Source organism: Streptomyces lomondensis, assembly GCF_014651035.1.
Taxonomy (GTDB): Bacteria; Actinomycetota; Actinomycetes; order Streptomycetales; family Streptomycetaceae; genus Streptomyces; species Streptomyces lomondensis.
Genome location: NZ_BMWC01000011.1, coordinates 88,844 through 107,644 on the forward strand (window position 1 = coordinate 88,844; position 18,801 = coordinate 107,644).

18 protein-coding genes are annotated in these 18,801 nt (G+C 70.9%); 9 read left to right on the forward strand and 9 right to left on the reverse strand.

The window, feature by feature from the left end; translation table 11 throughout:
• Positions 1-76 precede the first annotated feature (76 nt).
• Both IE255_RS30515 and IE255_RS30520 read left to right on the forward strand, forming a co-directional pair.
• On the forward strand, positions 77-4,732 hold the full coding sequence (locus IE255_RS30515) for an HD domain-containing protein (RefSeq protein WP_190053623.1): 4,656 nt from the start codon (positions 77-79) through the stop codon (positions 4,730-4,732).
• Between the two features lie 51 nt (positions 4,733-4,783).
• Positions 4,784-5,839 carry a GNAT family N-acetyltransferase gene (locus IE255_RS30520; RefSeq protein WP_190053789.1) on the forward strand — a complete coding sequence of 352 codons (1,056 nt, stop codon included), beginning with the start codon at positions 4,784-4,786 and terminating at the stop codon, positions 5,837-5,839.
• Here IE255_RS30520 and IE255_RS30525 read toward each other — a convergent pair.
• Both IE255_RS30525 and IE255_RS30530 read right to left on the reverse strand, forming a co-directional pair.
• Positions 5,809-6,096 (reverse strand): DUF4031 domain-containing protein, encoded by a 288-nt coding sequence (locus IE255_RS30525; protein WP_190053624.1) that lies wholly within the window; start codon positions 6,094-6,096, stop codon positions 5,809-5,811. The two genes, IE255_RS30520 and IE255_RS30525, sit on opposite strands and share 31 nt — an antisense overlap.
• A 7-nt stretch (positions 6,097-6,103) precedes the next feature.
• On the reverse strand, positions 6,104-6,490 hold the full coding sequence (locus IE255_RS30530; protein WP_190053625.1) for a DUF8819 family protein: 387 nt from the start codon (positions 6,488-6,490) through the stop codon (positions 6,104-6,106).
• A 55-nt stretch (positions 6,491-6,545) separates the two neighbouring features.
• Between IE255_RS30530 and IE255_RS30535 the strand changes: the two genes are divergently transcribed.
• Both IE255_RS30535 and murQ read left to right on the forward strand, forming a co-directional pair.
• Positions 6,546-7,481, forward strand: a complete 936-nt coding sequence (locus IE255_RS30535) for a MurR/RpiR family transcriptional regulator (RefSeq protein ID WP_190053626.1) — start codon at positions 6,546-6,548, stop codon at positions 7,479-7,481.
• 46 nt (positions 7,482-7,527) lie between these two features.
• Positions 7,528-8,466: an N-acetylmuramic acid 6-phosphate etherase gene (gene murQ, locus IE255_RS30540; protein ID WP_190053627.1), complete on the forward strand. Its 939-nt coding sequence runs from the start codon at positions 7,528-7,530 to the stop codon at positions 8,464-8,466.
• A gap of 10 nt (positions 8,467-8,476) precedes the next feature.
• On the opposite strand, the gene IE255_RS30545 is transcribed toward murQ, so the two are convergent.
• Both IE255_RS30545 and IE255_RS30550 read right to left on the reverse strand, forming a co-directional pair.
• Entirely contained in the window at positions 8,477-9,142 is a 666-nt protein-coding gene (locus IE255_RS30545; RefSeq protein WP_229906651.1) for a class I SAM-dependent methyltransferase, read from the reverse strand.
• A 33-nt stretch (positions 9,143-9,175) separates the two neighbouring features.
• Complete coding sequence (locus tag IE255_RS30550; protein ID WP_190053628.1) at positions 9,176-9,424, reverse strand: hypothetical protein; 249 nt, start codon at positions 9,422-9,424, stop codon at positions 9,176-9,178.
• 114 nt (positions 9,425-9,538) lie between these two features.
• Between IE255_RS30550 and IE255_RS30555 the strand changes: the two genes are divergently transcribed.
• The 5 genes from IE255_RS30555 to IE255_RS30575 all read left to right on the forward strand — a co-directional run bounded on the left by IE255_RS30555 (position 9,539) and on the right by IE255_RS30575 (position 12,946).
• The gene (locus tag IE255_RS30555; RefSeq protein ID WP_190053629.1) at positions 9,539-10,378 is read left to right on the forward strand and encodes a helix-turn-helix domain-containing protein; all 840 of its coding nucleotides are present in this window, start codon (positions 9,539-9,541) and stop codon (positions 10,376-10,378) included.
• On the forward strand, positions 10,362-10,559 hold the full coding sequence (locus IE255_RS30560) for a DUF397 domain-containing protein (protein WP_190053630.1): 198 nt from the start codon (positions 10,362-10,364) through the stop codon (positions 10,557-10,559). The genes IE255_RS30555 and IE255_RS30560 overlap by 17 nt, the downstream gene beginning before the upstream one ends.
• Before the next feature lie 208 nt (positions 10,560-10,767).
• On the forward strand, positions 10,768-11,619 hold the full coding sequence (locus IE255_RS30565; RefSeq protein ID WP_229906652.1) for a hypothetical protein: 852 nt from the start codon (positions 10,768-10,770) through the stop codon (positions 11,617-11,619).
• Positions 11,620-11,678: 59 nt separating this feature from the next.
• Positions 11,679-12,359 (forward strand): Uma2 family endonuclease, encoded by a 681-nt coding sequence (locus IE255_RS30570; RefSeq protein ID WP_229906653.1) that lies wholly within the window; start codon positions 11,679-11,681, stop codon positions 12,357-12,359.
• 14 nt (positions 12,360-12,373) lie between these two features.
• Positions 12,374-12,946 (forward strand): hypothetical protein, encoded by a 573-nt coding sequence (locus tag IE255_RS30575; RefSeq protein ID WP_190053631.1) that lies wholly within the window; start codon positions 12,374-12,376, stop codon positions 12,944-12,946.
• Between the two features lie 4 nt (positions 12,947-12,950).
• On the opposite strand, the gene IE255_RS30580 is transcribed toward IE255_RS30575, so the two are convergent.
• From IE255_RS30580 to IE255_RS30600, 5 genes are all read right to left on the reverse strand, one after another.
• Positions 12,951-14,507: a carboxylesterase/lipase family protein gene (locus IE255_RS30580; protein ID WP_190053632.1), complete on the reverse strand. Its 1,557-nt coding sequence runs from the start codon at positions 14,505-14,507 to the stop codon at positions 12,951-12,953.
• Between the two features lie 98 nt (positions 14,508-14,605).
• On the reverse strand, positions 14,606-15,778 hold the full coding sequence (locus IE255_RS30585) for an NADH:flavin oxidoreductase (protein WP_229906654.1): 1,173 nt from the start codon (positions 15,776-15,778) through the stop codon (positions 14,606-14,608).
• Positions 15,779-15,909: 131 nt separating this feature from the next.
• Positions 15,910-17,532, reverse strand: coding sequence for a chaperonin GroEL (groL, locus tag IE255_RS30590; RefSeq protein WP_190053634.1), 1,623 nt, complete (start codon positions 17,530-17,532; stop codon positions 15,910-15,912).
• Between the two features lie 329 nt (positions 17,533-17,861).
• Complete coding sequence (locus IE255_RS30595) at positions 17,862-18,065, reverse strand: cold-shock protein (protein ID WP_003986833.1); 204 nt, start codon at positions 18,063-18,065, stop codon at positions 17,862-17,864.
• Between the two features lie 447 nt (positions 18,066-18,512).
• Positions 18,513-18,788, reverse strand: coding sequence for a ubiquitin-like small modifier protein 1 (locus tag IE255_RS30600; protein WP_141312348.1), 276 nt, complete (start codon positions 18,786-18,788; stop codon positions 18,513-18,515).
• Positions 18,789-18,801: the final 13 nt, after the last annotated feature.

The window sequence follows — 18,801 nt, forward strand, 5'->3', positions numbered from 1 at the left end:
ACGCGGCGAACCGGAGCAGGACGGCGACGACGGCCGCGGGAGCCGAGCCGGTCCACCCCGCCTGACCCCGCCGCGCATGCCCCAGCACAAGGCCCTGCTCATCGGGGCGAGCGAGTACGACGACCCGCGCATCCAGGACCTGCCGTTCGTCCGCGACGACCTGCAGCGGGTCCGGGACGCGCTGGTCGAGCGCGGGTTCCAGGCCGCGGACATCGTCGAGAGCAAGCGCGGCATCACACCGAACACCGTCAACGGCAGGATCCGCGGCTTCCTGCGCGACGCCGGCCCGGGCGACACCCTGCTGGTCCTGCTCAGCGGGCACGGCCAGCACTTCGAGGGCAAGGACTTCCTGATCCCGGAGGACGCCACCTTCGACGTCGGCGTCTTCGCCGACAGCTGTATCGAGATCGGCTGGGAACGCGAGCTGGAGGACTCCCCGGCGAGCCATGTCGTCTTCCTCGTCGACGCCTGCCGCGAGGGCGTCGACCGGGACACCATGGCGGCCCCGCCCGGCGTGCAGCCCTGGCCCCGGCGCAAGGTCGCCAACGCGCTGCGGCGCAAGGTGGCGTACGTGTACGCCTGCACGGCGCCCCAACTGGCCCTGTTCGTCGGCGAGAAGGAGACGGTCCGGCCGGGCTTCGACCCCGGCACGCAGCCGGGCGAGTCGTTCAGCCTGTTCTCCCGCGCCCTCGCGGACACGATCGCGGCCGACCCGCACGCCCTGCGCCTGCGCGAGTTCGCGGCGCGGATCCAGACCCGGGTCGAGGAACTGCACCGCGCCTACGGCAAGACGCGCCCGCCGCAGCAGATCACGGTCGTCACGGAGACCGCGGCCGCCCCGGGCGGCGAGGACTTCCCGCTGCTGCCGGGCCCCGACCGCCGCGCCGAGACCCACCCGTGGATCCGCTCCACGGAACGGCACCCCATCTGGCAGCGCACCCCCGACGGCCCCGCCCGCCACCTGCTCCAGGAGACCTGCACGGCCCTGGCGGCCCGCCTGGCCACGGCGTACGAGGGCACGGCCCACGCCCTGCGCGACGACCCGTGGCACGACGCCGAACTGGCCCAGCGCACCCACGCCAGACTGGGCTTCCTCACCCGTCTGCTCGCCGACGGCGTTCAGCTGTCTCCCTCCGAGGCCGCGCTGGCGGTCCTGCTGCCCCTGGTCGAGCAGACCTTCTGGGCCCAGGAGGCCGCACAGCGCGTCGGCGTACTCGGCACGGACCTGTGCGCCGGCGGGCCCGACCACAGCCGCTTCCGCAAGTTCGGCCAGGGCTTCCCGCGCCTGAAGCGCCGGCTGCTCACCCTGCACGACAAGACGGCGGCGCGCGGTTCCGTGGAGCGGATCCGCTGGTGGCTGTTCCACCGCTGGCTGATCCAGCAGCCCGAGCTGTACGCGGCGGAGGCGCTCAAGTCCCTCCTCGGCGAGGTGACGAGCGGTTCCGACCAGCCGCCGTGGGTGGCCGACGCGCTCTCCGCGGACCGCCTGATGCGGCTGCTGAAGGACCACCGCACGTCCCCCTTCTCGGTACGCCGCACCCCCGCCCACCCCTCGAACAGTGCCTCCCACGAGGACCACGACGTCATCGCCGCCACCACGGGCGACGAGCACGAGGTGCGCGCGCCCCTGGTCTCCGCCCTGCTCAAGGCGGCCTACGCCATGGCCGTGGACCCCGTCGACCTGCCCGAGATCGTCGTGGAGCACATCGGCATCTACGACAGTGTCGACCTCGGCGAACTCATGGTCACCGTGCGGCGCTCCGACTGGCGCCACTCCGGTGTCGGCCGCTCCCTGAACGCGGTGTGCACCCACCCGGCGGTCCAGATCGCCCTGCGGGACCACGCCACCCGCGTCGACACCCTCCTCCGCGAGATCAACCGCGGCGACAACCCGGCCCTGGCCCCGCTCGGCGCGCTGCCGCCGTACGCCGACGGCAGCCGGGTGCGCCTCGACGGCAACACGCCCGACCAGCTCTCCGACGGGATCCGCTTCCAGCTCGCCGAGGACCGCGTCCAGGAACTCCTCATGGGCGAACAGCTCTACGGCGACCGCGAACTGGCCGTCCGCGAGCTGTACCAGAACGCGCTGGACGCGCTGCGCTACCGAGACTGCCGCACGCAGTACCTGCAGCGCACGGGCCGGCCGACGGCCTCCTGGGAGGGCCGGATCGAGTTCGTCCAGGGGGTCGGCTCCGACGGGCGCCCCTACCTGGAATGCCGCGACAACGGCATCGGCATGGGCATCACCGAACTCGGCAGCGTCTTCTCCCAGGGCGGCACGCGCTTCGTCGACCTGCCCGAGTACATCGAGGAACAGGTCGCCTGGAGCGAACTCCCCGAACCCAAGCTCCGCCTGTACCCCAACTCCCGCTTCGGCATCGGCGTCCTCAGCTACTTCATGCTCGCCGACGAGATCGTCGTCCGCACCTGCCGCATGGACCGCGACGGCCGCCCCGGCCGCCTCCTCCAGGTGACGATCGCGGGCCCGGGGAACTTGTTCCGGGTGGAGGACCTGGGCGAGGGCACCGAGCCGGGGACGACGGTCCGGCTGCTGCTCTCCCGCCAAGGGAAGCACGTGTCGTGCGTGGACGCGCTGCAGCGGTTGCTGTGGGTGGCGCCGTATCGGACGTCGGCGGTGCATGGGTCTCGGGGGCATGAGTGGGTGCCGGGGGAGTTGTCCCTTACGGGGCTTGCGATCGAGACGTCGAAGCATCAGCCGGGCATGCGGAACGAGGACCATGTGTGTCTCGCATCGGACTCACCCGACCTGTGGTGGATCGACCGCTCGGGCATCCTCCTGTCGGACGGCCTGTTGACGGAGTCCCACTCGGCCCTTCAGGCGGTGCACCTGTTTCCGCACGGGGTCATCGTGAATCTGCATGGCGAGCACGCGCCGGTCCTCACCGTGGACCGGCGGAAGGTGCGCTCCTTCGACCGCGATCACGTGAGAGCCGTCGTGACCGCCGCCGCCGCGAGCTTGACACGTCCCGGTCTGCCCCTTCCGACGGTCGACTGGCTGACCTCGGTCAGCGCAACCACACCCTGGTTCGGTGACCTCGTGGCGGACCACGCCCGGCGTGCCGGTCTGGAGTGGCGGATCGAGAACATTTCGATGCCCTTCCGCGAGGTCGGCTACTTCCTCCCGGATGCCGACCTCGCGCCCCTGGTGACCGGCAACTTCCCGGGAGGACCGCAGCCCCTGGCCGCCCGCTACTTCTGCACCATGCCGGCGGCAGTGCTGCGCTGGCGGCTGCGCGCGCTGTACCGCGCGGGCCTTGGGAGCTCACTGCCCCGGCTGGAGGCGCACTTGTCCGACGAGTTGTGTGCACGGCCCTCGGACATGCTGCTGCTCACCCGGTCCCGTCAGCAGCCCTGGGACACGTTCTACCGCGACTGGCAGAGGCAGCTACCGTGGGACCACACGGTGAAGCTCGTCGGCCTCCTCTTCGACTGGCGCCACCCCACCCAGCCGCTTAGCGCCACCGACATCTTCAACCTGAGCCAGAAGTCGCAGCGCCCACCGGGGGAGGTGGCCGATCGGCTCACGGCTCTGGGCTATCAGGTCGGGCCGCTCTCGGGATGCGCCGCCGCCGGGTACGACGATCTTCCGCTGTTGCGGAGTATGGGGTCCTTGTGGGCCTGGCTGACTCCGGGAACGGCGCTTTCCGGGGTCCAGGTCTGCATCAGTGCGATGCGCCGTGGCTGCTCCACTCGTCAGGCCGCGCAACGCCTGCGAGAACTGGGCTTCACCGTGTCGGCAGACCACCCGGTCCGGGAACGCTGGATCGACGAGGAGCGGCAGATCCTCAGGTGCCTGTGGTCGTCTCACTCCGAGCCGCTGGAGCCGGAGGCGGCTTTGCACGTCTCCCAGGCCCAGCTGGTCTCGGTGGCCCGTCGGGCGGACACCACCGTGCGGCGCGTCACCGAGTTCCTGTCCGAGCTGGGCTTCGTGTTGCCCGCCAACGCCGCGAACAGCCCCGACCTGACCGAGGACGACCGGTCGATCCTTCAGTACAACGCACAGGAACCCTGGGTGGATCAGGAAGTCTCGCTCCTCTACATGACGGCTGTCGCCCGCTACCTCCACAGGCCCGTCCAAGCTGTCGCGGCGCGGCTGGAGGAACTCGGCTATGCCGTGGCTGCCGTCCCCGGTGATGGGGACCAGCTGCCCTCGCCGGAGCAGACAGCACTCGTCAACGCCAGCGTCAGACTGGACGTGAACCGTCCCCTCCGCGTGCGTGATGTGGCCCGCAGTGCGCAGCAGGCGGGGATCCCTCTGGCCCGGGCGATCTCTCACTTCGAGGCATGGGGCTACCGGTGCTCCATGACCGCCGAGGCCGCCGCCAGCGTGGAGGAAACCGACCAGTCGCTGTTCTCGTACGGCCCGTTCTCCGATCCTGTCGCGTTCGGTCCGGTGCCCCCATTCGTCGTGCAGGCCTTGAGCGACCGAGCCTCTTCCCTCACCCAATTCGGCTACGACGTCGTACGTCCCTCTGCGGCCTGGGTGAGAGAACGCCAACTGGAGAAGGACCTTGTCCTCACGCTCACAGACCCAGCCCACTCCCCGCCCCCCACCCACCCCGACGACCCCCCACTCACCCTCGTAACCCTGGCCGTCGTAGCAATGTCAGCCGCCAAGACGCTCCGCGAGACCGCCCTCAAAGCCACCGAACTCGGCATGCGCCACGAGATCGAGGACTGGTTCCCGGCCCCGGAAAACCCGTCGCCCTGACCCGGCACCCCCCGTAGCCTGCCCCCCATGTGGGCAACAGGCGCGGAACAGGTGGAGCAAGCCGTCGACGAGTGTGTCGGGCTGCTGGGGACGGTCGCCGGGCGGGACTGGGAAGGGGTCCGGGCCGGGGGGCTGGAGTGGAGTTGTCGGCAGACCGCCGTGCACATCGCCGAGGATCTGATCGCGTACGCGGGGCAGCTCGCGGGCCGGGAGCCCGAGGGGTACACGCCGTTCGAGATCTCGCTGGAGGAGGGGACCGACAATGCCGGCGCGCTGCGCGTCATCCGCACGATGGGCGCGCTGTTCGCCTCCGCGATCCGGACGGCCCCGCGCGAGGTCCGGGCCTTCCACCCGTACCCGTTCCGCAGCGCGAACCGCGAGGGCTTCGCCGCGATGGGCGTGGCCGAGGTGCTGCTGCACACCCATGACATCGCCGAGGGCCTCGGCACCACCTACGAACCCGACCCCGCGCTGTGCGACTTCGTGCTCACGCGGATCTTCCCGCACGTGCAGCCCGGGCCCACGCCGTGGCGGACCCTGCTGTGGGCCACCGGCCGCGGCGAGCTGCCCGGGCGCGCGCCCGTCACCGCGTGGCGCTGGAGCAACAACCTGGTGATCGAGACCGACCGGCTCACCCTCGAGGGCGTCACCCCGGCGGCGGCCACCGACCTGTCCACGGTCGGCGACGGCGGCTTCGCATGGCTGGAGGGCGGCCCGGTCGAGGGCACCCGGGTGGGCGCCGGACTGGTGTACAAGCAGTACGAGGACGGCGTCCACCGGCCGGAGTGGGGCATGTACGTGATCGTCCGCAGGGAGGACGACCGTGCGCTCGGCGCCATCGGGTTCCACAGCGTCCCGGACGAGGCAGGGCGGGTCGAGGTCGGCTACGACCTCGTGCCGGGCGCTCGCGGCCAGGGCTACGCCACCGAGGCGCTGCGCGCGCTGTCGGCCTGGGCGCTGGCCCGGGACGAGGTGCGGACCATCGTCGCGAACGTCGAGCGGGACAACCAGCCGTCGCACAACGTCCTCGCCCGGGCGGGCTTCACGGCCGTCGCCGAGGACGCCGAACAGGTCACCTACGAACTGCGCGAACCCGGCGCCCCGTAACGCCCCTTCGGCCGCCGCAGCCCCGCCCCGTGCAGCAGCCGCACCACCTCGCGGCTGCTGACCTCCACCGCCCCGGCGGCCACCACGTCCGCGTACCGCTGCGCGGGAATGTCGTAGTGGTCGCGTTCGAAGGCCCGGCGCGGCACGCCCAGGCGGGCGGCGAAGGTGTGGAGTTCGTCGTAGGAGACGTCGCTGATCAGGTGGGACCACATGCGGCCGTGGCCGGGCCAGGTCGGCGGGTCGATGTAGATCGTCACCGGGGCCTCACGAGGACGCCCCCGCCCCGCCGATGGCCTCGCCCAGCGATCCCACCGCCGCGACCTTCACGCCCGCCTCGCTGCACACCCAGTGCGGGTCGGGCCCCAACTCCGGTTCCACGTCCAGCGCGTGCGGGTCGCCCGTGCCGCACACCGGGCACAGCGGCCAGCGCCCGTACCGCTCCAGCAGGGCGTCCTGGACGTCCTGCGCGACCAGTCCGGCGACGTACTGCGCGCCCTCCGGCCACTGCTCGACCCACCACCGCCGCTGCGTGACGGACTCCTCGACGAGCGACACGACGTCCGCCTCGGCGACGCGTCCCGCGACGAGGTCGGCCAGCACGAGGGCGCGCGCGGCGTGCAGTGCCTGCTCCAGGGGGCTGATGGGGTCCATGCACCCATTGTGCGCACTCTTGACCACAACGCCGAGCCGAAAATATCTTTCAGTAGTGACCCGAAGAGTGAAGGAAATTTTCGCCAGCGACCGCGACGGCTCGGGTGGCGCGGGTGGCACCCCGCCCGCCCCCGCCGCCCTCGCGGCCAAGGTCCGCACCCTGGCCCCGTCGATGACACGCTCCATGCAGCGTGTCGCCGAGGCCGTCGCGGGCGACCCGGCCGGCTGCGCGGCCCTCACGGTCACCGGCCTCGCCGAACTCACCGGCACCAGCGAGGCGACCGTCGTCCGCACGGCCCGCCTGCTCGGCTATCCGGGCTACCGCGACCTGCGCCTCGCCCTGGCCGGCCTCGCCGCCCAGCAGCAGTCCGGCCGCGCCCCGGCCATAACGACGGACATCGCGGTGGACGACCCGATCGCCGACGTGGTCGCCAAGCTCGCCTACGACGAGCAGCAGACCCTCGCCGACACCGCCGCCGGCCTCGACACGGCCCAACTGGCCGCGGCCGTCACCGCGCTGGCCACGGCCCGCCGCACGGACGTGTACGGCGTCGGGGCGTCGGGGCTGGTCGCCCAGGACCTCACGCAGAAGCTGCTGCGCATAGGGCTGGTCGCCCACGCCCACAGCGATCCGCACCTGGCCGTCACGAACGCCGTGCAGTTGCGGGCGGGCGACGTCGCGATCGCCATCACCCACTCGGGGTCGACGGGGGACGTCATCGAGCCGCTGCGGGTCGCCTTCGAGCGCGGGGCGACGACGGTGGCGATCACCGGCCGCCCGGACGGACCCGTCAGCCAGTACGCCGACCACATCCTCACCACGTCCACCGCGCGCGAGAGCGAGCTGCGTCCCGCGGCGATGTCGTCCCGGACCGGACAGCTCCTTGTGGTGGACTGCCTGTTCGTGGGGGTGGCGCAGCGGACGTACGAGTCGGCGGCGCCGGCGCTCTCGGCGTCGTACGAGGCGCTGGCCCACCGGCATCGTTCCTGAGGCAGCCGCCCCGCCCAGCACCGGAAAGACACGGAAAGAGCCGTCCATGACCTCCACCTCCGACCCCCGTGAGCTCAGAGCCGAGTTGGAGTCCCTGACCACCGAGGCCTTCCGGCCGGACCTGGCGGACATCGACCGGCTGCCCACCCTGGACATCGCGCGGCTGATGAACGGCGAGGACGCGACCGTGGCCGGGGCGGTCGCGGCGCGGCTGCCCCGGATCGCCGCCGCGATCGACGCCGTGGCGGAGCGGATGGCGCGCGGCGGCCGCATGGTCTACGCGGGCGCGGGCACAGCGGGCCGGCTCGGCGTCCTGGACGCCTCGGAGTGCCCGCCCACCTTCAACACCGACCCCTCCCGGGTCGTCGGCCTGATCGCGGGCGGTCCGCAGGCCGTGGTCACCTCGGTCGAGGGCGCGGAGGACTCCCGGGAGCTGGCCCGGGCCGACCTGGAGCCCCTCGGCCTGACCCCCGACGACACGGTGGTCGGCGTCTCCGCTTCCGGCCGCACGCCGTACGCCATCGGCGCCGTCGAGTACGCCCGCGCCCGCCGCTCCCTCACCATCGGCCTCGCCTGCAACCCCGGCAGCCCGCTCGCGGCCGCCGCCGACCACGGCATCGAGATCGTCGTCGGCCCCGAACTGCTCACCGGCTCCACCCGCCTGAAGGCCGGCACGGCGCAGAAGCTCGTCCTCAACATGATCTCGACGATCACGATGATCCGGCTGGGCAAGACCTACGGGAACCTGATGGTCGACGTCCGCGCCTCCAACGACAAGCTCCGCGCCCGCTCCCACCGCATCGTCTCCCTCGCCACCGGCGCCGCCGACGAGGAGATCGAGCGGGCCCTGTCCGCCACGGACGGCGAGGTGAAGAACGCGATCCTGACGATCCTGGCCGACGTGGACGGCCCGACGGCGGCCCGCCTGCTGGAGCAGTCCGACGGCCACCTGCGCGCGGCCCTCGCGGCGGCGACGACCGGCTAGCCAGGGCCTGTCAGGTCACCGGAACACTCTGCGTGACCCGCCACAGCCGCCGCGGCAACTGCCCCTCCTCGAAAGCGTGCACCTCATCAAGGACCCAGTCCCCGGCGAGGGCGTCGACGAGCTCCCGGGAGAAGAAGTGCACGGCGAACCCCCCGTGCTCCCAGATGTCGTCGCCGTGCCCGGTCCCGGCACCGAAGTGGGCGTCACCGGTGTGGCGCACGGTGTAGACGAACACCCCGCCGGGCCGCAGCACCCGCCGCACCTCCCCCACCAGCCGGTGGATCTCCGCCGTGGACAGCGCCATGCACAGCAGCATGTGCGCGAACACGGCGTCGAAGGACGCGTCCGGCAGGCGCAGCGGCTCCCGGACGTCCTGCACCGCACCCGTCACGCGCCGGGCGATGCCCTGCTCCCGGGCGGCGGCCCGCAGCTGCTCGATCGCCACCGGGCTGAAGTCGGTGGCGTGGACGGAGAAGCCCTCCCGCGCGAAGAACAACGCGTCACGCCCGTGCCCGGCGCCCAGCTCCAGCACGTCAGTGGCCCCGGCGTCCAGGAACACCCCGGCGGCATGGACGGCGGCGTCGGACGGCCGCTCCCCGTACATCCCGGGGTGCTCCCCGTACGTCCGCTCCCAGTGCGCCCGCTGGCCCTCGCCGAGCGTCCCGTCATCCGTCACGCTGTCCACCCTAGGACCACCGCGCCACCGAGTTCACGACATGCACCGCCCCTCCCGGTTCAGCTGCCGTACCCGCGCCCGCAGCGCCTCACCCACCGGCAGCGAGCGGAGCACGTCGGTCAGGTGCTCGGCCGTGCGTACGTTGCAGCGCCCCAGGTCGACCAGCGCGAACGGCTCGTCGCTCGCGGCCGTGACCGGATCCACGCACAGGGACGGCAGCACGACACCGACTCCCGCGAGAGCTTCTCGCAGCGACTCCACGATCTCTTCGGTCGAGCGCACCTTTTCCTACCTCCACGCTGAGTTTGTGATTCACCACACAGCGTGGTCGCCGGGCGCCTAACCTGGCCATACACGGCGTTCCAACAACCCCAGGTGTACGACAGGGAGTTGCCCATGCCCGGATCCAGGGACCTCGACCCGTCCTCCTCCCCTCGGGCCCTCCTCGGCGCCGAACTCCGCCACGCCCGCGAGAAGGCCGGCCTGAGCCAGGAGGAGTTGGGCCAGCGGTTGTTCGTCAGCGGCTCGTTCATCGGCCAGCTGGAGGCGGGCACGCGGCGGATGCAGCGGGAGTACGCGCGGTTGCTTGACGAGGTGCTGGGGACGGAGGACTTCTTTCAGCGGAACTGTGCCGCGGCAGCCAAGTCGAAGTACCCGGAGCATTTCGCGGAGGCGGCGGAAGCGGAGGTGCAGGCGACCGAGATCCGGGAGTACGCGCCACTCCTGATCCCCGGCCTGCTCCAGACGCCCGCCTACGCGCGGGCCGTCTGCCGGGCTTACCAGCCGACGGCTCCCGAGGAGAAGATCGAGGAGTTCGTCGCCGCGCGGATCGAGCGCGCCCGCCTCCTCAGCGATCCAACAGAGCCTCTGTTGTGGGCGGTACTCGACGAAGCCGCACTGCGGCGGGTGGCAGGGGGACCCGAGGTGATGGCGGAGGCGTTACGCCACATCGCAGACCTGGGCCGCCGTGGCCGGACCATCGTCCAGGTGCTGCCGTTCGACGCGGGACCGCATGCGGCCATGGAGGGCTCGATCAAGCTGATGGACTTTGAGGACGCTCCTCCGCTGGTCTACTTCGAAGGCGTTGGCACCGGACGGCTGGAGGACGACCCGGCCGTCATCAAGCACCAGAGATTCACCTACCAACTCCTCACGGCCAGCGCACTCTCCCCCAAGAACTCCCTGGCCGTCATCGAGGCGATGGCGGAGGATTACGCCCATGAGGAGCATCACTGAGGCCAGCTGGCGCAAGTCCAGCTACAGCGGTGGCAGCGGCGGCAACTGCCTGGAAGTAGCCGGCGGCCACCCCACCGCCGTCCCCGTCCGCGACTCCAAGAACCCCCACGGCCCGAAGCTCGTGTTCCGGACCACCGCCTGGGCCGCGTTCGTCGCAAACCTCAAGGACGAGACGGCCTGAGCTTCGGGCTCCGAGCTTCGAGCCCTCTTTCCAAGGAACGGGTGGAGGGTCTCAACCCACCCTCCCACCCCGCGAGTTGACGTGACGCGTTCGGCTTGCCACGGACAGTGACAGACCTCTAACGTTCGTGCACAAGCAACAGCCCCCGCCAGGTGCGCCAACACCTGCGGGGGCTTAACCAACGAGATCGAAGGACAAGTTCGATCCCATGGCTGAGACCCAGCTTAGTGCTGCCTCCCTGCCCGCGCACCCGATGGCCAACCCCGGCTACGGAAAGCGCTCCGCCCCCGACCAACTCCCCCGCACGAAACACGACTTCGCCCACCTCCCACCCCGCGAAGCCGCCATCGCCGCCTACCTCGACCGGCTCCCCGACGGCGCCGACATCTCCGTGAAGACGCTGGCCAAACAGCTCCCGTACGGACAGTGCGCCCTCGGCACGGCTCTCAACCACCTCCAGCGGGCAGGACACTTACGCCGAGGCCGGGAGTGCGTGACGGCGGACGACGGCAGCTCCCGCTGGATCACCCGTTCGTGGTGGTCCCGTACCGCCCGGGACGACGACTGGTGGGCCGCCTTCACCCGGGGCGACGTACCGCGGCAGCGGCAACGTCCCACCCGCTCCCGCGCCCACATCCTCCTGGCAGCCCTCGGCCGCACCGCGCCCGTGCTGTCGCTCTCCCAGGCCGATTGCGGCGCCCTCGCCCCGCTGGTGGAGGAGTGGTTCACGCGGGGCGCCTCGGAGGAGGCCGTACTGCGTGCGCTCACGGCCGGCCTGCCGACGCCCGTCCACCACCCCGCCGCACTGGTCCACAGCCGCCTGACCAGCAAAATCCCGCCCCCGCCCGCCCCGCGTCCACCCCTACGGGTCCTGGAATGCGCGACCTGCGGCGCCCCGGGGCGTCCGGAAACCCTGCCGGGGGGTCGTTGCAGCGCCTGCCGGGGCGAACGCACCCCCGCACAACCCGCCGCACCCCTTTCCGCCCCTACGGTCCACGCCCGCGCGGCCGAGATCCGCGCCGCGATGTCCCAACGACGCCGAGAGAAGGCATCCACGTGACAGCTCCTACGGTCCGACGCCACCAGCCCGGGGCACGATGGAGGGAAGGAGGCGACGCCATGACCCGAGACACGACCGACCGCCCGCAGATGGATGCCGAGGACTTCGACGAACTCGTTCGCAGGGCCCCGAGGGAGATCCGGAACAGGCTGGAGTTCCTGGGCGGGCGGCTGTGCATTCGGCACGGCCCGCTCGACGTGGACGAGTTCGAGGAGCTTGCAGCGGTGGCCCCCGAAACCGTGCGGCTGGAGTACATCAATGGGAAGGTAGAGGTCAAAGCCATGCCGGACGGCAACCACACGTCGATCTTCATGTGGCTGTTGCGCCAGTGCATGCAGCAACGACCTGACCTGGATCTCGCGCCTGAGCGGGGTGTCAAGGCAGAGGCTTACCGCAAGGGGCGGGCCCGCACGGATGGATTCCTGGCGCCAGTGGACCACTTCAAGGGCGACCGCGAGTGGTCCGACCCTGATGGTTCCCTCATGGCCGTGGAGATCACCTCCCACGACCGCGACACCGATCAGCGCGACCGCATCGACAAGCCCCTCGGCTACGCGGCCGCCGACATCCCCGTCTACCTCCTCATCGACCGCGACAACCACACCCTCACGGTCTTCAGCGAACCGAAGGACGGCCGCTACCAGCAGATCTCGCCGTACCCCTGGGGCGCCACCGTCGAGCTCCCCGCCCCCGTGGACATCACCCTGGACACCGAGAAACTCAAGGACTACGCCGACTGAGGACAATAGGCAGCATGAACCACGCCCAGCTGACCGCCCTAGGCCGTGCCCTCCGGCTTCTCGGTGAACACGGGGAAGCCCTCACCGCCGACACCCCGGACGCCAAGCTGCACGAGGTCAAGGCGGATCTGCGGCGGGCCCTCGACCTGCTGGAGGAGAGCGTCTCGAACGCCGCCCCCAGCACCCGGTGCCCCGAGCACCCGAACGGCCCCGTCGACGAGGCCGCCCCCGACCTGTGCCTGCTGTGCGAGACCCGCCGCAGGGCCGCCCGCCGGGCGGAGTTCAACGGACCGGCCCCGCACCACCCGCAGCCCACCGAGCCCGTCCAGTCCCGCTACGGCGCCCGCGGCGACCGCCCCCAGCCCCAGCAGCGCTGGCTGCCGGAGCTGTGGAACGGCCAGACGTGGCAGCTGTGCGGCACCCCGCGCCGGGACCGCCGCGAGGCCGAGCTGTACATCGCCGCCCAGCGCCGCGCGCCCCGGGCCGCCATGGCGTACCGGCTGGTGCACGAGTTCACCGACTACGAGGTGCTGCGCGTGTGGGGGACGCCGGTCCGGGTCGACATCGAGCCGATGGGCAACCTGTAGCCCGTCACAGCAGGGGCAGCGGAGTGAAGTCGTACCCCTCCCACAGGCGCCGCGAGGCCTCCTCCGGATACGCCGTGACCACCGGCTCGGCGTCCAGCACCTGCACCAGCCGCCGCTCGTCGTCGTACGCCGGCCAGCCCGGGTCGCCCGTCCTCGCGAACGCCGTCCAGGAGGCACGGAAACGGGACGACAGCGCGAGGGCTTCGGCGGGTGGCTCCGCGCCCGCGAACAGCAGGGCCCCGAGGTCCGCCCCGTACGTGCCGAAGAGCAGCGGGATGTCCAGACCGTGGCAGGCGCCGAGCGCGCCGCCGTTGCCGGGGGCCGGCCAGGTCAGCTCGTAGAGGTGCGCGCTGCCACCGCCCGCGCGCTGCGCCTGGGCCAGGTGCAGGGAGGGCATGTTGAACAGCCAGTCCGTCTGGACGCGTTCGTACAGCTCGGTCGGGGAGGCGTCGGGGAAGGCCGCTCGGTAGGCCTGCTCGCCGTCGGGGCCCGGGGCGAACAGGCGCAGGGCCGAGGCCGCCCGCTCGTCGGTGATCCGGCCCAGTTGGTTCGCCAGGGCGAGGAAGAGGCGGTACTCGTCGCGGTTGTGGCCGACCAGCAGGTCGATGTCCTTCGCGGCACCGGCCGCGAGCGCCTGCCAGGGGGTGGTGGGCAGGATCTCGCCGTCGACCACCGGGGAGAAGGGCGTGACCGTGGGGGCCGCCTGACCCCAGCGGTCGAGGTACTGCGGCATCTTGGGGCCCAGTGTCTCGCCCGCCGAGGTCAGCCGGTGCGGGGGCAGCGTCGAGAGGTCGGCGACCGTGGGGCGCAGGCCCACCTCGGCGGCGAGGGCCGTACCGATGTCCCGGGCCAGCTCGGCGGAGAAGAACGTCCCCGGCACGCTCTGCGCGATCGCCCGCCGGAACAGGCCGGACGCGCGGTCCATCACGAGCAGCGAGGCCACCGACCCCGCACCCGCCGACTCACCGAAGACCGTGACCTGCTCCGGGTCGCCGCCGAACGCCTCGATGTTGTCGCGCACCCACTCCAGGCCGGCCACCTGGTCGAGCAGGCCGCGGTTGGCGGGCGCCCCCTCGATGTGGGCGAAACCCTCCATGCCGACGCGGTAGTTGAGGGACACGACCACGAGGTCGCCGTCGGTGGCGAGGTGCCGGGCGTCGTAGCCGGGGCTGCCGGAGTGGCCGAGCTTGTAGGCGCCGCCGTAGATCCACACCATCACGGGGCGGCGGGCGGCCGGGTCGGGGTCGGGGGTCCAGACGTTGACCGTGAGCCACTCGTCGCCCTCGGGCACGTCGAACAGGCCGGGTCCGCCCATCAGCCCGAGGTCTTGCGGGGGCGGCGGGCCGAAGGCGTACGCGTCCCGTATGCCGTCCCAGGCGGGGGCGGGGCGCGGAGCCATGAAGCGGGCTTCGCCCACGGGGGGCGCGGCGAAGGGGATGCCGCGGAAGACGGCGAGCCCCTCCTCCCTGCGGCCCCGGACCGCCCCGGCAGTGGTGCGCACCACCGGGGCGGGCTGCTCGGCCGGACCGTCCGTGGGCGGGCGGGACTCGGTCGTCGTCATCTGGATCTCCTCACGTGGCCGGTGAACAGGCGCTCGGTCAGTGTCCTTGACTGACGCAAGCAGATCCAGAGCCTCGGGTTCCGGGGTCAGCCGAGGCGTCAGCTGAGCGACTTCAGCGACGCCGGGTCGTACGGCGCCAGGTCCTCGAAGCGCCCGTCCAGGACCTTCCGGGCCCACTCGGGGTCCTGGAGCAGGGCGCGGCCGACGGCGACCATCTCGAACTCGTCGCGCTCGAAGCGGTCCAGGAGGTTGTCGAGGTCGCCGACCTCGGCGCCCTGGCCCTGGAAGGTCTTGATGAAGTCGCCGTTCAGGCCGACCGAGCCGACGGTGATGGCGGGCTTGCCGGTCAGCTTCTTGGTCCAGCCGGCGAGGTTGAGGTCGGAGTCGTCGAACTCGGGCACCCAGTAGCGGCGGGTGGAGGCGTGGAAGGCGTCGACACCGGCCGCGGCGAGCGGGGTCAGGATGGCCTCCAGGTCCTCGGGCGTCTCGGCGAGGCGGGCGTCGTAGGCGTCCTGCTTCCACTGGGAGTAGCGGAAGATGACGGGGAAGTCGGGGGAGACGGTCTCGCGGACGGCGGCGACGATCTCCGCCGAGAACCTGACGCGGGCGACCGGGTCGCCGCCGTAGGCGTCAATGCGGCGGTTGGTGCGCTCCCAGAGGAACTGGTCGAGCAGGTAGCCGTGGGCGCCGTGCAGTTCGACGCCGTCGAAGCCGATGCGCTCGGCGGCGGCAGCGGCCTCGGCGAACGCGCCGATGACGGCGTCGATGTCGGCCTGGGTCATGGCCTTGCCGGTGCCCTCGGTGCCGTCCGTGCGGATGCCGGAGGGGCCGACGGCCGGGGCGTCCGCGACCGGGGGCTCGCCCTGGTTGCGGACCATGCCGATGTGCCACAGCTGCGGCACGATCGTGCCGCCCGCGGCGTGCACCGCCTCGGCGACCTTGGCCCAGCCCGCGAGCTGCTCCTCGCCGTGGAACCGCGGCACGCGGTCGCTCTGCCCGGCCGACTCGTGCCCGACGTAGGTGCCCTCGGTGACGATGAGGCCGACTCCGGCCGCCGCGCGGCGCGCGTAGTACGAGACGACGTCCTCGCCGGGGACGCCGCCCGGGGAGAACATGCGGGTCATCGGCGCCATCGCGATCCGGTTCGGAACGGTCAGGCCGCCCAGCGATACGGGCCGGGACAGGATTTCGGCGGCGCGGGAGGCGGCGGCGAGAGTCACGTAGGGGCTCCTCTTTGGATACCGGAAGGTATGTGCACACGCATAAGTCATACGTTTCAACCACCCGGCCCCACCCCGGCATCCCGCTCCCCCTGTGATCCCGGACACGCCCGAGGGCGGCACCCCCTGTTCCCAGGGAGTGCCGCCCTCGATGCTGAAGGACGGTGATCGACCGGAGTCGATCAGAAGTCCATGTCACCGCCCGGCATGCCGCCGCCGGCGGGCGCGGCGGCCTTCTCCGGCTTGTCGGCGATGACGGCCTCGGTGGTGAGGAACAGCGCGGCGATGGAGGCGGCGTTCTGCAGAGCGGAACGGGTCACCTTCGCCGGGTCGATGATGCCTTCGGCGATCATGTCGACGTACTCACCGGTCGCGGCGTTCAGGCCGTGGCCGACGGTGAGGTTGCGGACCTTCTCCACGACGACGCCGCCCTCGAGACCACCGTTGACGGCGATCTGCTTCAGCGGGGCCTCCAGCGCGAGCTTCACGGCGTTGGCGCCGGTCGCCTCGTCACCCTCCAGCTCCAGCTTCTCGAAGACCTGGGAGGCCTGCAGCAGGGCCACGCCACCACCGGCGACGATGCCCTCCTCGACGGCCGCCTTGGCGTTGCGCACGGCGTCCTCGATGCGGTGCTTGCGCTCCTTGAGCTCCACCTCGGTGGCGGCACCGGCCTTGATGACGGCCACGCCACCCGCGAGCTTCGCCAGGCGCTCCTGGAGCTTCTCGCGGTCGTAGTCCGAGTCGCTGTTCTCGATCTCGGCGCGGATCTGGTTGACCCGGCCCTGGACCTGCTCGGCGGAGCCGGCACCGTCGACGATGGTGGTCTCGTCCTTGGTGATGACGACCTTGCGGGCCTTGCCCAGGAGGTCGACCGTGGCGTTCTCCAGCTTGAGGCCGACCTCCTCGGAGATCACCTCGCCGCCGGTGAGGATGCCGATGTCCTGCAGCATCGCCTTGCGGCGGTCACCGAAGCCCGGGGCCTTGACGGCGACGGACTTGAACGTGCCGCGGATCTTGTTGACGACCAGGGTCGACAGGGCCTCGCCCTCGACGTCCTCGGCGATGATCAGCAGCGGCTTGCCCGACTGCATGACCTTCTCCAGGAGCGGGAGCAGGTCCTTGACGTTGGAGATCTTGGAGTTGGCGATCAGGATGTACGGGTCGTCGAGGACGGCCTCCATACGCTCCATGTCGGTGGCGAAGTACGCCGAGATGTAGCCCTTGTCGAAGCGCATACCCTCGGTGAGCTCCAGCTCCAGACCGAAGGTCTGGGACTCCTCGACGGTGATGACGCCTTCCTTGCCGACCTTGTCCATCGCCTCGGCGATGAGCTCGCCGATCTGGGTGTCGGCGGCGGAGATGGAGGCCGTGGAGGCGATCTGCTCCTTGGTCTCGACGTCCTTGGCCTGCTCCAGCAGGGCGGCGGAGACGGCCTCGACGGCCTTCTCGATACCGCGCTTGAGGGCCATCGGGTTGGCGCCGGCGGCTACGTTGCGCAGGCCCTCCTTGACCAGGGCCTGGGCGAGGACGGTCGCCGTGGTCGTACCGTCACCGGCGACGTCGTCCGTCTTCTTGGCGACTTCCTTGACCAGCTCGGCGCCGATCTTCTCGTACGGGTCCTCGAGCTCGATCTCCTTGGCGATGGAGACACCGTCGTTGGTGATCGTGGGGGCGCCCCACTTCTTCTCGAGGACGACGTTGCGGCCCTTCGGGCCGAGGGTCACCTTGACGGCGTCCGCGAGCTGGTTCATGCCGCGCTCGAGGCCGCGCCGCGCCTCCTCGTCGAACGCGATGATCTTGGCCATGTGAAGTGGTCCCTCCAGGACTGGGGGTGATTCCTTCGGACCGCGCCCGCGCCCGCGACGGACGGCTCGCCTGCCTCGTGGTTCCTTCCCACCCGGCCTGCGGGCCTCACCGACCCGGTCCTTCGTTGTCACTCTCACCTTCAGAGTGCTAACGCAATGATTAGCACTCGGGCATGGCGAGTGCAAGCGCCTCCCCGGGATCGGGCCGGGCCGTCAGCCGCCCGCGAACACCGCTCGAAGGGCCTTCGAACAGGCCGAAGGGCCCGCACCCCGGGGGGTACGGGCCCTTCTGAGAAGACCGGTCGCTTGCGGTTGGTCGTGGAACGCGTTCAGCCGGCGACGCGAACCATGTCGGCCTGCGGACCCTTCTGGCCCTGCGAGATCTCGAACTCAACCCGCTGGCCCTCTTCCAGGGTGCGGTAACCGTCCATCTGGATCGCGCTGTAGTGGACGAAAACATCCGCACCACCGTCGACCGCGATGAAGCCGTACCCCTTCTCCGCGTTGAACCACTTGACGGTGCCCTGAGCCATGCCTAACTCCCCTATTACTGGCCCTTGCACAGATCCACACTTCGCGGATCCGGGTCAGACCTCACCCCCCACGGTTGGGGGCGTGCGCCGGAACGCGTCGACCGCGGCTGAATGTATCTGTCCAACTGCCGTCTGCAACAGGTCAATCGGACGAGAATTCTGGACGCGCAGGGTCCGGAATGTAGGGAGAATTCGCCCGAATTCAGGGCAAGTCGGGCCACACAAAAGGAACAAAAGCCGCGAAAGATACACACACTTTGGCTACATCTTGTCGGGCGTGCGGCAGGAATTCAGGGTGCGCGATCAGGGGAGCGGCATCGCGTTCCCCAACTGTACCGCGCTCAATCACACTGAATTGCCCCCTCCGCTTCTCTCACGGAGGGGGCAATTCGATGAACTCTCGGTGACGACCGTTACCGCAAGTAACAATCGGGCCGGTCGACTGGTTCAGCCGCCGGCGACGGCCGGGATGATCGACACACCGGCACCGTCCGGCGTCGCCGTCTCCAGCCCCTGCTCGAACCGCACGTCGTCGTCGTTCACGTACACGTTGACGAACCGGCGCAGCTTGCCCTGGTCGTCCAGCACCCGGGCGGCGATCCCGGTGTGGTTCTTCTCCAGATCGGCGATGACCTCCCCGAGGGTCGCGCCCTCGGCGGACACCTCGGCCTGACCGCCGGTGTAGGTACGCAGGATGGTGGGGATGCGAACGGTAACGCTCATGACTTCAGAACCT

What these genes read in the sequence shown, in the direction of transcription:
- IE255_RS30565 (WP_229906652.1), top strand. Translation starts at nt 10,768, where the DNA reads ATGGCTGAGACCCAGCTTAGTGCTGCCTCCCTGCCCGCGCACCCGATG.
- IE255_RS30570 (WP_229906653.1), top strand. Translation starts at nt 11,679, where the DNA reads ATGACCCGAGACACGACCGACCGCCCGCAGATGGATGCCGAGGACTTC.
- murQ (WP_190053627.1), top strand. Translation starts at nt 7,528, where the DNA reads ATGACCTCCACCTCCGACCCCCGTGAGCTCAGAGCCGAGTTGGAGTCC.
- IE255_RS30585 (WP_229906654.1), bottom strand. Translation starts at nt 15,778, where the DNA reads ATGACTTATGCGTGTGCACATACCTTCCGGTATCCAAAGAGGAGCCCC.
- IE255_RS30600 (WP_141312348.1), bottom strand. Translation starts at nt 18,788, where the DNA reads ATGAGCGTTACCGTTCGCATCCCCACCATCCTGCGTACCTACACCGGC.
- IE255_RS30515 (WP_190053623.1), top strand. Translation starts at nt 77, where the DNA reads ATGCCCCAGCACAAGGCCCTGCTCATCGGGGCGAGCGAGTACGACGAC.
- IE255_RS30530 (WP_190053625.1), bottom strand. Translation starts at nt 6,490, where the DNA reads ATGGACCCCATCAGCCCCCTGGAGCAGGCACTGCACGCCGCGCGCGCC.
- IE255_RS30560 (WP_190053630.1), top strand. Translation starts at nt 10,362, where the DNA reads ATGAGGAGCATCACTGAGGCCAGCTGGCGCAAGTCCAGCTACAGCGGT.
- IE255_RS30575 (WP_190053631.1), top strand. Translation starts at nt 12,374, where the DNA reads ATGAACCACGCCCAGCTGACCGCCCTAGGCCGTGCCCTCCGGCTTCTC.
- groL (WP_190053634.1), bottom strand. Translation starts at nt 17,532, where the DNA reads ATGGCCAAGATCATCGCGTTCGACGAGGAGGCGCGGCGCGGCCTCGAG.
- IE255_RS30555 (WP_190053629.1), top strand. Translation starts at nt 9,539, where the DNA reads ATGCCCGGATCCAGGGACCTCGACCCGTCCTCCTCCCCTCGGGCCCTC.
- IE255_RS30595 (WP_003986833.1), bottom strand. Translation starts at nt 18,065, where the DNA reads ATGGCTCAGGGCACCGTCAAGTGGTTCAACGCGGAGAAGGGGTACGGC.
- IE255_RS30580 (WP_190053632.1), bottom strand. Translation starts at nt 14,507, where the DNA reads ATGACGACGACCGAGTCCCGCCCGCCCACGGACGGTCCGGCCGAGCAG.